Source organism: Citrobacter sp. BDA59-3 (assembly GCF_015167655.1).
GTDB classification, from domain to species: Bacteria; Pseudomonadota; Gammaproteobacteria; order Enterobacterales; family Enterobacteriaceae; genus Phytobacter; species Phytobacter diazotrophicus.
In genome coordinates this window covers 4,716,433-4,729,822 of the sequence record NZ_CP063427.1, presented here as the reverse complement: position 1 = coordinate 4,729,822, position 13,390 = coordinate 4,716,433, and the positions used below count along the sequence as shown (strand labels likewise).

Here is a 13,390-nt window from a genome sequence, read left to right as displayed (position 1 = left end):
ACAGTTGTAATATGAGGTTAATCCCTTGAGTGACATGGCGAAAAACCTAATACTCTGGCTGGTCATTGCCGTTGTGCTGATGTCAGTATTCCAGAGCTTTGGGCCCAGCGAGTCTAATGGCCGTAAGGTGGATTATTCTACCTTCCTGCAGGAGGTCAATCAGGACCAGGTTCGCGAAGCGCGTATCAACGGACGTGAGATCAACGTTACCAAGAAAGATAGTAACCGTTACACGACTTACATCCCGGTGAACGATCCGAAACTGCTTGATAACCTGCTGACTAAAAACGTCAAAGTGGTTGGCGAGCCGCCGGAAGAACCGAGCCTGTTGGCTTCGATCTTTATTTCCTGGTTCCCGATGCTGTTGCTGATTGGGGTCTGGATATTCTTTATGCGCCAGATGCAGGGCGGCGGTGGTAAAGGCGCCATGTCGTTCGGTAAAAGCAAAGCGCGAATGTTGACGGAAGATCAGATCAAAACCACTTTTGCCGATGTTGCAGGCTGTGACGAAGCGAAAGAAGAAGTGGGTGAACTGGTTGAGTACCTGCGTGAGCCGAGCCGCTTCCAGAAACTTGGCGGTAAAATCCCGAAAGGCGTCCTGATGGTCGGCCCTCCGGGTACCGGTAAAACGCTGCTCGCAAAAGCTATCGCGGGTGAAGCGAAGGTTCCATTCTTTACCATTTCTGGTTCTGACTTTGTGGAAATGTTCGTTGGTGTCGGTGCATCCCGTGTGCGTGACATGTTCGAACAAGCCAAAAAAGCAGCACCATGCATTATCTTCATCGATGAAATCGACGCCGTCGGTCGCCAGCGTGGCGCTGGCTTAGGCGGTGGTCACGATGAACGCGAGCAGACGCTTAACCAGATGCTGGTCGAGATGGATGGTTTCGAAGGTAACGAAGGTATCATCGTTATTGCTGCGACTAACCGTCCGGACGTTCTTGACCCTGCGCTGTTGCGTCCGGGCCGCTTTGACCGCCAGGTCGTTGTGGGTCTGCCGGATGTTCGCGGTCGTGAGCAAATCCTGAAAGTGCATATGCGTCGCGTACCGCTCTCTCCGGATATTGATGCGGCAATTATCGCGCGTGGTACGCCTGGTTTCTCCGGTGCGGATCTGGCGAACCTGGTGAACGAGGCAGCGCTGTTTGCTGCTCGTGGCAACAAGCGCGTCGTTTCAATGGTTGAGTTCGAAAAAGCGAAAGACAAAATCATGATGGGTGCGGAACGCCGCTCCATGGTGATGACGGAAGCGCAGAAAGAATCTACCGCTTACCACGAGGCGGGCCATGCGATTATTGGTCGTCTGGTGCCGGAACACGATCCGGTGCATAAAGTGACGATTATTCCGCGCGGCCGTGCGCTGGGTGTGACCTTTTTCCTGCCTGAAGGTGACGCAATCAGCGCCAGCCGTCAGAAGCTGGAAAGCCAGATCTCCACGCTGTACGGCGGCCGCCTGGCGGAAGAGATCATCTACGGCGTTGAACATGTTTCTACCGGCGCGTCGAACGACATCAAAGTCGCGACCAACCTGGCGCGCAACATGGTGACGCAGTGGGGCTTCTCTGACAAACTCGGTCCTTTGCTGTACGCCGAAGAAGAGGGTGAAGTATTCCTCGGCCGTAGCGTCGCGAAAGCCAAACATATGTCCGATGAGACCGCGCGTATCATCGACCAGGAAGTGAAATCGCTGATTGAACGTAATTACAATCGTGCGCGTCAGCTCCTGAATGAAAACATGGACATCCTGCACGCGATGAAAGATGCGCTCATGAAATATGAGACCATCGACGCGCCGCAGATTGATGATCTGATGGCTCGCCGTGATGTTCGCCCGCCTGCTGGCTGGGAAGAACCAGGCACCAACAATTCTGACAGTAATGGCACTCCGCGTGCACCGCGTCCGGTAGATGAACCGCGTACGCCGAACCCGGGTAACACGATGTCTGAACAGTTGGGCGACAAGTAAGTTTTTTATTGTCGATAATGTGTTCTTTTGCTGAAACCCTGGGGCTTGCTCCGGGGTTTTTCTTTTTTGCGCAACCAAATATTCAAAAAGGTTTTACGTCATGAAATTGCATGCCCAGGGCACCACCCTCGATCTTTCTCATCCGCATGTGATGGGAATTCTCAATGTAACGCCGGATTCTTTTTCCGATGGCGGAACGCATAACACGTTGGTCGAGGCGGTCAGGCATGCCAATCTGATGATTAATGCTGGCGCAACGATTGTGGATGTCGGTGGCGAATCTACGCGTCCGGGGGCGGCGGAGGTCAGTGTAGAGGAAGAGCTGGAGCGCGTTATTCCGGTCGTCGAAGCGATAGCGCAGCGCTTTGAAGTGTGGATTTCTGTCGATACCTCTAAACCCGACGTTATCCGTGAGTCGGCAAGAGTAGGGGCGCATATCATCAATGATATCCGTTCGCTGACTGAACCTGGCGCGCTGGAAGCCGCTGCAGAAACAGGTTTGCCTGTTTGCCTGATGCATATGCAGGGCCAGCCAAAAACGATGCAGGAAGCGCCTAAGTATGATGACGTATTTACGGATGTGAATAGCTTCTTTATAAATCATATTGCCCGGTGCGAGCGGGCAGGTATCTCAAAAGAGAAATTGTTACTCGACCCTGGATTTGGTTTCGGTAAAAATCTCTCACACAACTACGCGCTCCTCGCCCGCCTGGCGGAGTTTCATCATTTTAACCTGCCCCTGTTGGTAGGAATGTCGCGTAAATCGATGGTTGGCCAGTTACTGAATGTTGGCCCGAACGAAAGGTTGAGTGGTAGCCTGGCCTGTGCGGTGATTGCCGCCATGCAAGGTGCGCACATTATTCGTGTCCACGATGTAAAAGAAACGGTTGAAGCCATGCGGATGGTGGAAGCCACACTGTCAGCGTCAGCGAAGGAAAACAAACGCTATGAGTAATCGTAAATATTTTGGCACCGATGGCATCCGTGGTCGCGTTGGTGATGCGCCAATTACCCCTGACTTTGTGCTTAAGCTGGGCTGGGCGGCTGGTAAGGTGCTGGCCCGTCATGGCTCACGCAAAATTATTATTGGCAAAGACACCCGAATTTCCGGCTATATGCTGGAATCCGCACTCGAAGCGGGTCTCGCTGCTGCGGGGTTATCTGCCTCTTTTACCGGGCCGATGCCCACTCCCGCAGTGGCATACCTGACCCGTACGTTTCGTGCGGAAGCGGGTATTGTCATCTCCGCATCACATAACCCTTTTTATGACAACGGCATTAAGTTCTTTTCTATCGACGGTACCAAGCTGCCGGACGCGGTAGAGGAAGCCATTGAAGCTGAGATGGAAAAAGAGCTGACCTGCGTGGATTCAGCAGAGCTGGGGAAAGCCAGCCGTATCGTGGATGCCGCTGGCCGCTATATCGAATTTTGCAAAGCCACATTCCCGAATGAGCTCAGCCTGAACACGCTTAAAATCGTTGTGGACTGCGCGAACGGTGCTACCTACCACATTGCCCCGAGTGTCTTCCGTGAGCTGGGTGCGAAAGTGATCGCAATGGGTTGCGAGCCTGATGGCGTCAACATCAATGAAAACTGTGGCGCAACGGATGTCCGGGCATTGCAGCAACGCGTTCTGCATGAAAAAGCAGATTTAGGTATTGCTTTTGATGGCGATGGTGACCGCGTGATCATGGTTGACCACGAAGGCAACAAAGTCGATGGTGACCAAATTCTCTATATCATCGCTCGCGAAGCTCTGCGTCAGGGCCAACTGCGCGGCGGTGCTGTAGGTACACTGATGAGCAATATGGGGCTGGAACTGGCGCTCAAACAGCTCGGCATTCCGTTTGCACGTGCGAAAGTGGGTGACCGCTATGTCCTGGAGAAATTACAGGAGAAAGGCTGGCGCCTGGGCGCGGAGAACTCGGGCCACGTCATTCTGCTGGACAAAACCACGACCGGCGATGGCATTGTCGCGGGCTTGCAGGTTGTGGCGGCGATGGTGCGTAATCATATGAGCCTGCATGATTTGTGCAGCGGGATGACAATGTTCCCTCAGGTACTGGTGAATGTGCGTTATACCTCAAGTGATATTGATCCGCTTGAAGATGAGCAGGTTAAAAGCGTGACCGCTGAGGTTGAAGCGGCACTGGGGAATCGTGGCCGCGTGCTGTTGCGTAAATCCGGCACTGAACCACTGATTCGCGTCATGGTGGAAGGCGAGGTTGAAGAGCACGTTGTCGCATTTGCCAACCGTATCGCCGATGCGGTTAAAGCGGTTTAACGGTCATTAAGTGTCTAAAAAGGCGGCGTTTGCTGCCTTTTTAATGCGCGATACCCCCGTTTTTGCTGTTTTTTTCCTCACTTGATAAAATGCGATTAAAATGGCCTTGCGAAGGTGATTCGCTTTGGTTAGTATTCACACCCGCTTCAGTGGGAAACATTAACAACCCCACTTTTATTGGTTTGAAGCATTGGCATGCGGCAACCCCGCAAGGAACAGGTTGATTATGTACGAAGCTCTTTTAGTTGTTTTCCTTATTGTGGCAATTGGCCTTGTTGGTTTAATCATGCTGCAGCAAGGTAAAGGCGCTGATATGGGAGCCTCATTTGGCGCAGGCGCTTCTGCAACGTTGTTCGGTTCAAGTGGTTCTGGTAACTTCATGACCCGTATGACCGCTGTGTTGGCGACACTGTTCTTCATCATCAGTCTGGTGCTGGGTAACATTAATACCAACAAAACCAATAAAGGAAGTGAATGGGAAAGACTGAGTGCTCCGGCTCAAACTGAGCAGACTCAGCCAGCAGCCCCGGCGCAGCCGAGCAGCGATATCCCGAAATAAGAAGTCGTCGTACCGAGGTGGTGGAATTGGTAGACACGCTACCTTGAGGTGGTAGTGCCCTAACGGGCTTGTGGGTTCGAGTCCCATCCTCGGTACCAATATTCCGAAAGAAAGACGCTAATAAGCGTCTTTTTTTCGTCTGTAGAAAAGGCCATGCGCCTGAATGTATGTGACTCGGACACGGATTGATGGCTATCTTCTCCACGGCGTGATGTTACTGCATAAATGCGTGGCATAAAAAAAGCCGCTTTCGCGGCTTTTCTCATTTTTGATCAGCGCTTATTTAGCTTTGTTTTCCAGATTTTCTACCTGCGGCAGACCTGTCGCAGAAGAGGCGGAAAGAAGACCGGACTGCGCATAACCGAACAGTTTTTCACGTGTATCGGTAATGTCCAGGTTACGCATCGTCAACTGACCAATACGATCATCCGGAGAGAATACGGAATCGCCTTTCTCCATGGTCAGACGTTCTGGCTTATAAGTCAGGTTATCAGACACAGTATTCAGGATGGAGTAGTCGTTACCGCGACGCAGTTCCAGCGTCACTTCACCCGTAATCTGGCTCGCCACCCAGCGTTGCAGACCATCACGCAGCATCAGTGCCTGAGAGTCGAACCAGCGACCCTGATACAGCAAACGACCCAACTGACGACCATGCGCATGATACTGCTCAATAGTGTCTTCATTGTGAATACCGGTCAGCAGACGCTCATAGGCGATATGCAGCAATGCCATCCCCGGCGCTTCATAAATGCCGCGGCTTTTCGCTTCAATGATACGGTTTTCAATCTGGTCGCTCATGCCCAGACCGTGACGGCCACCGATCCGGTTAGCTTCCATCATTAGCTCAACATCATCGCTAAATGTTTTACCGTTCAGGGCAACCGGATGGCCTTGCTCAAAACGTACGGTCACTTCTTCTGCCGGGATTTTTACATTTTCATCCCAGAACTTAACGCCCATGATCGGGTTTACGATCTTCACACTGGAGTTCAGGAATTCGAGGTCCTTCGCTTCATGCGTTGCGCCTAGCATGTTCGAGTCGGTGGAATACGCTTTTTCCACGGACATTTTGTAGTCGAAACCACAGGCGATCATGAATTCGGACATTTCCTGACGGCCGCCCAGTTCATCAATAAAATCGGTGTCCAGCCACGGCTTATAGATCTTCAGCTCGGCGTTGGTCAACAGGCCATAACGATAGAAGCGCTCAATGTCATTACCTTTATAGGTACTGCCATCGCCCCAGATGTTGACGCCATCTTCTTTCATTGCAGCAACGAGCATGGTACCGGTTACCGCACGACCGAGCGGGGTGGTGTTGAAGTAGGTCAGCCCGCCCGTTGTGTTATGAAACGCGCCGCACTGAATAGCGGCAATGCCTTCGGCAACCAGCTGCTTACGGCAGTCGATCAGGCGGGCATTCTCCGCGCCATATTCCTTTGCACGACGAGGAATTGCGTCATAGTCGTCCTCGTCAGGTTGACCCAAATTCGCAGTGTATGCGTAAGGAACGGCACCTTTTTTGCGCATCCACAGCAATGCCGCGCTGGTATCCAGCCCCCCGGAGAAGGCGATACCAATACGTTGACCAACCGGAAGATGCTTGAGAATCGTCGTCATAAAATAAATCCCTGCTTAATATACCTATGGTGAGAGACTTAACAGCCACGCCATGATGTTTAATACCATTTACTGTTGTTGCGATAGTGAATGGTTATGCAAAATAAATGAGTTTTCATTTAAACATCTTTTGGCGATGACAGGAAGAGAAGAGTGCAATTTTCATCGCAATAATGGCTGTAATGCCCTCTGAAAATGCATCCGCCATTACGCATGATAATACAAGTCCGGGCGCATAAAAGGCAAACCTGTCAGGGTTGACAGATAGTTATGTTTATCAATATAATGTACGCAGATTATACGTCCCGTCTTCGGTACCAAATCCCAGCATTATTTGCAAATCTTCTGCTAACCGAGTAGAATTTGCCACGTTTCAGGCGCGGGGTGGAGCAGCCTGGTAGCTCGTCGGGCTCATAACCCGAAGGTCGTCGGTTCAAATCCGGCCCCCGCAACCACTTTCCCTAAGTGTTCTTTTTCAAATATACTATGAAGACTTAACGCCTTCGTCGCTGGATTTGAAAAAAATACTCCCGGAAGGTTCTCCAGGCCGCAGTTGCGGCTATAGGGTTCAGTTATTTAAAGCCCCGATTTATCGGGGTTTTTTGTTATCTGACTACGGAATAACTGGGCTTTACGCCCTTTTTTTATGTCTTGGGGGTGGGCTTGTCCACATTAGAGCAAAAATTAACAGAGATGATCACAGCACCGGTTGAAGCACTGGGCTACGAGCTGGTTGGTATTGAATTTGTGCGTGGTCGCACATCTACACTGCGCATCTATATTGATAGTGAAGATGGCATCAATGTTGATGATTGTGCCGATGTCAGCCACCAGGTCAGCGCGGTGATGGATGTTGAAGATCCTATTACCGTTGCTTATAACCTGGAAGTGTCCTCACCAGGCCTTGATCGTCCCTTATTTACAGCGGAACACTACGCGCGTTTTACGGGTGAAGAGGTGTCGCTGGTCTTGCGTATGGCGGTACAGAACCGTCGTAAATGGCAAGGCGTTATCAAAGGTGTCGATGGCGAGATGATCACCGTTACGGTCGAAGGTAAAGATGAAGTGTTCGCATTGAGCAACATTCAGAAAGCGAACCTGGTCCCCCACTTTTAACAGTCTGGATTGAGGTGAAAGGCCCCCGATGAATAAAGAAATTTTGGCTGTTGTTGAAGCTGTTTCTAACGAAAAAGCGCTGCCGCGTGAAAAAATCTTCGAAGCGCTGGAAAGTGCTCTGGCTACAGCAACCAAGAAAAAATACGAGCAAGAGATTGATGTCCGCGTAGAGATCGATCGTAAGAGCGGTGATTTCGATACGTTCCGCCGTTGGGTTGTAGTCGAAGAAGTTACCCAGCCAACGCGCGAAATTACGCTGGAAGCGGCTCGCTTCGAAGACGAAAGCATGAATGTTGGTGATTTTGTTGAAGACCAGATTGAATCTGTCACCTTTGACCGTATTACCACCCAAACGGCAAAACAGGTTATCGTGCAGAAAGTGCGCGAAGCTGAACGTGCAATGGTTGTTGACCAGTTCCGTGAGCATGAAGGCGAGATCATCACGGGTGTGGTGAAGAAAGTGAACCGCGACAACATCACGCTTGATCTGGGTAGCAATGCCGAAGCAGTCATTCTGCGTGAAGACATGCTGCCACGTGAAAACTTCCGTCCGGGCGACCGTATTCGCGGCGTGCTCTACGCTGTACGTCCCGAAGCGCGTGGCGCACAGTTGTTCGTGACGCGTTCCAAACCTGAGATGCTGATCGAACTGTTCCGCATTGAAGTACCGGAAATCGGCGAAGAAGTTATCGAAATCAAAGCGGCTGCTCGCGATCCTGGTTCTCGTGCAAAAATTGCTGTGAAAACCAACGACAAACGTATCGACCCGGTCGGTGCGTGTGTAGGGATGCGTGGCGCACGTGTTCAGGCAGTATCAACCGAACTGGGCGGCGAGCGAATCGATATCGTCCTGTGGGATGATAACCCGGCGCAGTTCGTTATTAACGCCATGGCGCCTGCTGATGTTGCTTCTATCGTTGTTGATGAAGACAAGCACACCATGGATATCGCCGTTGAAGCCGGTAACCTGGCTCAGGCGATTGGCCGTAATGGCCAGAACGTTCGTCTGGCTTCGCAGCTGAGCGGCTGGGAACTCAACGTGATGACCGTTGAAGACCTGCAGGCGAAGCATCAGGCAGAAGCCCATGCAGCGATCGACACCTTCACTCGCTACCTCGACATTGACGAAGACTTCGCCACTGTTCTGGTTGAAGAAGGTTTCTCCACGCTGGAAGAACTGGCCTATGTGCCAATGAAAGAGCTGCTGGAAATCGACGGTCTGGATGAAGATACCGTTGAAGCCCTGCGCGAACGCGCGAAAAATGCCCTGACCACTCTGGCTCTGGCGCAGGAAGAAAGCATCGGTAATAAAGAACCGGCTGAAGACCTGCTGAACCTGGAAGGTTTGGATCGTGCGTTGGCGTTTAAACTGGCAGCCCGCGGTGTTTGTACGCTGGAAGATCTCGCCGACCAGGGCGTAGATGACCTGAGCGATATCGACGGTTTGACCGACGAGAAAGCCGGGGAGCTCATCATGGCCGCACGTAATATTTGCTGGTTTGGTGGCGAAGCGTAATAAACTGTAGCAGGAAGGAACAGCATGACAGATGTAACCGTAAAAACGCTGGCCGCTGAGATTCAGACCTCTGTGGACCGCCTGGTACAGCAATTTGCTGATGCAGGGATCCGTAAGTCCGCTGAAGACTCAGTGACGGCACAAGAAAAACAGACGCTGTTAGCGCATCTGAACCGTGAACACGGCTCAGGTCCTGACAAGCTGACGTTGCAGCGCAAGACGCGTAGCACATTAAGCATTCAGGGCACCGGTGGGAAAAGTAAATCGGTGCAGATCGAAGTCCGTAAAAAACGCACCTTTGTAAAACGCGATCCACAAGAGGCGGAACGTCTCGCAGCGGAAGAAGAGGCGAAGCGTGAAGCGGAGGATAAGGCCCGTCGTGAAGCAGAGGAAGCTGCTAAGCGCGAAGCCGAGGAAAAAGCCAAACGTGATGCCGAAGAAAGAGCGAAGCGTGAAGCGGATGAAAAAGCCAAACGCGAGTCTGCTGATAAAGCAAAACGTGAAGCTGCGGAAAATAGCAAAGTGAGCAACCAACAATCTGACGAAATGACCAGGACAGCCCAGGGTGAAAAAGCCCGTCGTGAAGCTGAGGCGCAAGATCTTAAGCGCAAAGCGGAAGAGGAGGCTCGTCGTAAGCTGGAAGAAAATGCGCGTCGCGTAGCGGAAGAAGCTCGTCGCATGGCTGAGGAAAACGAATCCCGTTGGAATGCCAGCAGCGATAAAGAAGAAGAAAGCAGCGACTATCATGTAACCACTTCTCACCATGCACGCCAGGCTGAGGACGATAGCGACCGTGAAGTCGAAGGTGGTCGTGGTCGTGGTCGTAACGCGAAAGCGGCACGCCCAGCGAAAAAAGGCAACAAGCATGCCGAAAGCAAAGCCGATCGTGAAGAAGCCCGTGCGGCCATTCGCGGTGGTAAAGGCGGCAAACAGCGTAAAGGTTCTGCTCTGCAACAGAGCTTCCAGAAGCCTGCGCAGGCAGTTAACCGTGACGTTGTGATCGGTGAAACGCTGACCGTTGGCGAGCTGGCAAACAAAATGGCGGTGAAAGGCTCTCAGGTCATCAAAGCGATGATGAAACTGGGCGCAATGGCCACCATCAACCAGGTTATCGACCAGGAAACCGCACAGCTTGTAGCCGAAGAAATGGGCCACAAAGTTATCCTCCGTCGTGAAAACGAACTGGAAGAAGCGGTAATGAGCGACCGTGATACGGGTGCTGCTGCTGAACCGCGTGCGCCGGTCGTGACCATCATGGGTCACGTTGACCACGGTAAAACCTCTCTGCTGGACTACATTCGTTCAACGAAAGTAGCCTCAGGTGAAGCGGGCGGCATTACCCAGCACATCGGTGCATACCATGTCGAAACCGAAAACGGCATGATCACCTTCCTGGATACCCCGGGCCACGCCGCGTTTACCGCGATGCGTGCACGTGGTGCGCAGGCAACGGATATCGTGGTTCTGGTTGTGGCTGCTGACGATGGCGTGATGCCGCAAACAATCGAAGCTATCCAGCACGCAAAAGCGGCGCAGGTACCGGTTGTTGTTGCAGTGAACAAAATCGATAAGCCAGAAGCGGATCCGGATCGCGTTAAGAATGAATTGTCCCAGTACGGCATTATGCCGGAAGAGTGGGGCGGCGAAAGCCAGTTCGTTCATGTATCTGCAAAAGCGGGTACCGGTATCGACGAGCTGCTCGACGCTATCCTGCTGCAGGCTGAGGTTCTTGAGCTGAAAGCTATCCGTACCGGTATGGCGAGCGGTGTTGTGATCGAATCCTTCCTGGATAAAGGTCGTGGTCCGGTTGCTTCCGTTCTGGTACGCGAAGGTACTCTGCATAAAGGCGATATCGTTCTGTGTGGCTTTGAATATGGCCGCGTACGTGCGATGCGTGATGAGCTTGGTCGTGAAGTTAGCGAAGCGGGTCCGTCTATTCCGGTTGAAATCCTCGGCCTGTCTGGTGTTCCGGCAGCGGGTGATGAAGCGACGGTTGTTCGCGACGAGAAGAAAGCACGTGAAGTTGCCCTGTATCGTCAGGGTAAATTCCGCGAAGTCAAACTGGCGCGTCAGCAGAAATCCAAACTGGAAAATATGTTCGCCAACATGACCGAAGGCGAAGTCCACGAAGTGAACGTCGTTCTGAAAGCGGACGTTCAGGGTTCTGTGGAAGCGATCACCGATTCTCTGCTGAAACTGTCTACTGACGAAGTGAAAGTGAAGATCGTAGGTTCCGGTGTTGGTGGTATCACCGAAACCGATGCTACCCTTGCAACGGCTTCGAATGCCATTCTGGTTGGCTTTAACGTTCGTGCCGACGCCTCTGCGCGCCGCGTGATCGAAGCTGAAGGTCTGGATCTGCGTTACTACTCCGTCATCTATAACCTGATCGACGAAGTGAAAGCAGCGATGAGCGGCATGCTGTCTCCGGAACTGAAACAGCAGATCATTGGTCTGGCTGAGGTTCGTGACGTGTTCAAATCACCGAAATTCGGTGCGATCGCGGGCTGTATGGTTACCGAAGGCACGATTAAACGTCATAACCCAATCCGCGTCCTGCGTGACAACGTGGTTATCTATGAAGGCGAGCTGGAATCCCTGCGCCGCTTCAAAGATGACGTTAACGAAGTCCGTAACGGCATGGAATGTGGTATCGGCGTTAAGAACTACAACGACGTTCGCGTTGGCGATATGATCGAAGTGTTCGAAATTATCGAGATCCAACGTAGCATCGATTAATTTTCGTCGGCTTTTGGGCCGCCACTGTGTTGGTTACGTTCACTCACCCCGGTCACATAGTTATCTATGCTCCCGGGGATTGATGAGCTTGCCGCCTTGCCGGAATCCCAAAAGCTTAGAAAATTGATTAGTGTAGACCGGGTAAGCGCAGCGCCACCCGGTATGAATTTCAAAAGGGGCTATAAGCCCCTTTTTTGTCTGGAGAATTTATTATGGCGAAAGAATTTGGTCGCCCACAGCGCGTAGCCCAGGAGATGCAGAAAGAAATCGCCATCATCCTGCAGCGCGAAATTAAAGACCCGCGTGTTGGCATGATGACGACTGTATCGGGCGTTGAAGTCTCTCGCGATCTGGCCTATGCCAAAGTGTTTGTGACCTTCCTGAACGACAAAGATGAAGCCGCCGTTAAAGCGGGCATCAAAGCGCTGCAGGAAGCATCCGGTTTCATCCGTACGCTGCTCGGCAAAGCTATGCGCCTGCGTATCGTGCCAGAACTGACTTTCTTCTATGACAACTCACTGGTGGAAGGGATGCGTATGTCTAACCTCGTCACCAGCGTGGTGAAACATGACGATGAACGTCGTGTGAACCCAACGGACGACAGCAAGGAGGACTGATGAGTCGTCCTCGTCGTCGCGGTCGCGATGTGCACGGCGTGCTGTTGCTGGATAAACCGCAAGGCGCATCCAGCAATGATGTACTGCAAAAAGTTAAACGTCTCTTTAATGCCAATCGCGCCGGGCATACTGGCGCGTTGGATCCTCTGGCAACAGGTATGCTACCGGTTTGTCTGGGAGAGGCGACAAAGTTCTCCCAGTATCTGCTGGATTCTGACAAGCGTTACCGTGTGATTGCGAAGCTGGGACAGCGCACCGATACCTCTGATGCTGATGGTCAAATCGTCGAAGAGCGTCCGGTCGATTTTAGCGTTGAGCAACTGGCCGCCGCGCTGGAGACCTTTCGTGGCGATATCGAACAAATACCCTCAATGTATTCTGCACTGAAATATCAGGGCAAAAAGCTGTATGAATACGCGCGCCAGGGTATCGAAGTTCCACGCGAAGCCCGACCTATTACGGTGTATGAACTGTTGTTCATCCGCCACGAAGGCGATGAACTGGAACTGGAAGTTCACTGCTCGAAAGGCACCTATATTCGTACAATTGTTGACGATCTGGGTGAGAAACTGGGCTGTGGCGCACATGTGATTTATCTGCGCCGTCTGGCGGTGAGTAAATATCCTGCTGAGCGAATGGTGACGCTGGAACAATTGCATGACCTGGTCGCGCAAGCTGAGCAGCGTGATATCCCGGCGGCTCAATTACTCGATCCGTTATTAATGCCCATGGATAGCCCGGCAGCTGACTACCCTGTTGTTAACCTTCCGTTGACTTCGTCGGTTTACTTCCGCAACGGTAATCCTGTGCGAACCACCGGTGTGCCGCATGAAGGTCTGGTGCGTGTCACTGAAGGTGAAGAGGCGAAATTTATCGGTATGGGCGAAATGGATGACGAAGGGCGTGTTGCTCCGCGTCGTCTGGTGGTTGAGTACCCGCCAGTCTAAGCCTCGTCTTGCGATAACCAGC

Annotated in this window: 10 protein-coding genes and 2 tRNA genes; 11 read left to right on the top strand and 1 reads right to left on the bottom strand. The window is 52.1% G+C overall.

Going from position 1 to position 13,390, the window contains the following annotated elements; all coding sequences use genetic code 11:
• Positions 1-34: 34 nt before the first annotated feature.
• The 5 genes from ftsH (at position 35) to IP582_RS22180 (ending at position 4,908) form a co-directional block, all read left to right on the top strand.
• The gene (gene ftsH / locus IP582_RS22200) at positions 35-1,966 is read left to right on the top strand and encodes an ATP-dependent zinc metalloprotease FtsH (RefSeq protein ID WP_039077472.1); all 1,932 of its coding nucleotides are present in this window, start codon (positions 35-37) and stop codon (positions 1,964-1,966) included.
• A 100-nt stretch (positions 1,967-2,066) separates the two neighbouring features.
• Complete coding sequence (gene folP, locus IP582_RS22195; RefSeq protein ID WP_193794469.1) at positions 2,067-2,921, top strand: dihydropteroate synthase; 855 nt, start codon at positions 2,067-2,069, stop codon at positions 2,919-2,921.
• Complete coding sequence (gene glmM / locus IP582_RS22190) at positions 2,914-4,251, top strand: phosphoglucosamine mutase (protein ID WP_193794468.1); 1,338 nt, start codon at positions 2,914-2,916, stop codon at positions 4,249-4,251. Before folP ends, glmM begins: the two co-directional genes overlap by 8 nt.
• Positions 4,252-4,477: 226 nt before the next feature.
• Positions 4,478-4,810 (top strand): preprotein translocase subunit SecG, encoded by a 333-nt coding sequence (secG, locus tag IP582_RS22185; protein WP_071194444.1) that lies wholly within the window; start codon positions 4,478-4,480, stop codon positions 4,808-4,810.
• A gap of 11 nt (positions 4,811-4,821) precedes the next feature.
• Positions 4,822-4,908, top strand: a tRNA-Leu gene (locus tag IP582_RS22180).
• Positions 4,909-5,089: 181 nt separating this feature from the next.
• On the opposite strand, the gene argG is transcribed toward IP582_RS22180, so the two are convergent.
• A complete protein-coding gene (argG, locus tag IP582_RS22175; protein WP_039077476.1) occupies positions 5,090-6,433 on the bottom strand; it encodes an argininosuccinate synthase in 1,344 nt (447 codons plus the stop codon).
• Positions 6,434-6,811: 378 nt separating this feature from the next.
• Between argG and IP582_RS22170 the strand changes: the two genes are divergently transcribed.
• The 6 genes from IP582_RS22170 to truB all read left to right on the top strand — a co-directional run bounded on the left by IP582_RS22170 (position 6,812) and on the right by truB (position 13,368).
• A tRNA-Met gene (locus IP582_RS22170) sits at positions 6,812-6,888 on the top strand.
• Positions 6,889-7,096: 208 nt separating this feature from the next.
• On the top strand, positions 7,097-7,549 hold the full coding sequence (gene rimP / locus IP582_RS22165) for a ribosome maturation factor RimP (protein ID WP_047373469.1): 453 nt from the start codon (positions 7,097-7,099) through the stop codon (positions 7,547-7,549).
• A 28-nt stretch (positions 7,550-7,577) separates the two neighbouring features.
• The gene (gene nusA / locus IP582_RS22160; protein ID WP_039077477.1) at positions 7,578-9,065 is read left to right on the top strand and encodes a transcription termination factor NusA; all 1,488 of its coding nucleotides are present in this window, start codon (positions 7,578-7,580) and stop codon (positions 9,063-9,065) included.
• Positions 9,066-9,089: 24 nt separating this feature from the next.
• The gene (gene infB, locus IP582_RS22155) at positions 9,090-11,804 is read left to right on the top strand and encodes a translation initiation factor IF-2 (protein ID WP_039077478.1); all 2,715 of its coding nucleotides are present in this window, start codon (positions 9,090-9,092) and stop codon (positions 11,802-11,804) included.
• Positions 11,805-12,016: 212 nt separating this feature from the next.
• Positions 12,017-12,421, top strand: coding sequence for a 30S ribosome-binding factor RbfA (rbfA, locus tag IP582_RS22150; protein ID WP_039077479.1), 405 nt, complete (start codon positions 12,017-12,019; stop codon positions 12,419-12,421).
• Positions 12,421-13,368 carry a tRNA pseudouridine(55) synthase TruB gene (gene truB, locus IP582_RS22145; protein WP_193794467.1) on the top strand — a complete coding sequence of 316 codons (948 nt, stop codon included), beginning with the start codon at positions 12,421-12,423 and terminating at the stop codon, positions 13,366-13,368. The genes rbfA and truB overlap by 1 nt, the downstream gene beginning before the upstream one ends.
• The last annotated feature ends 22 nt before the right edge of the window (positions 13,369-13,390 follow it).

Excerpts from the sequence above, each read along its gene's own strand:
- ftsH (WP_039077472.1), top strand. The coding sequence starts at position 35 with ATGGCGAAAAACCTAATACTCTGGCTGGTCATTGCCGTTGTGCTGATG.
- folP (WP_193794469.1), top strand. The coding sequence starts at position 2,067 with ATGAAATTGCATGCCCAGGGCACCACCCTCGATCTTTCTCATCCGCAT.
- glmM (WP_193794468.1), top strand. The coding sequence starts at position 2,914 with ATGAGTAATCGTAAATATTTTGGCACCGATGGCATCCGTGGTCGCGTT.
- secG (WP_071194444.1), top strand. The coding sequence starts at position 4,478 with ATGTACGAAGCTCTTTTAGTTGTTTTCCTTATTGTGGCAATTGGCCTT.
- argG (WP_039077476.1), bottom strand. The coding sequence starts at position 6,433 with ATGACGACGATTCTCAAGCATCTTCCGGTTGGTCAACGTATTGGTATC.
- nusA (WP_039077477.1), top strand. The coding sequence starts at position 7,578 with ATGAATAAAGAAATTTTGGCTGTTGTTGAAGCTGTTTCTAACGAAAAA.
- infB (WP_039077478.1), top strand. The coding sequence starts at position 9,090 with ATGACAGATGTAACCGTAAAAACGCTGGCCGCTGAGATTCAGACCTCT.
- rbfA (WP_039077479.1), top strand. The coding sequence starts at position 12,017 with ATGGCGAAAGAATTTGGTCGCCCACAGCGCGTAGCCCAGGAGATGCAG.
- truB (WP_193794467.1), top strand. The coding sequence starts at position 12,421 with ATGAGTCGTCCTCGTCGTCGCGGTCGCGATGTGCACGGCGTGCTGTTG.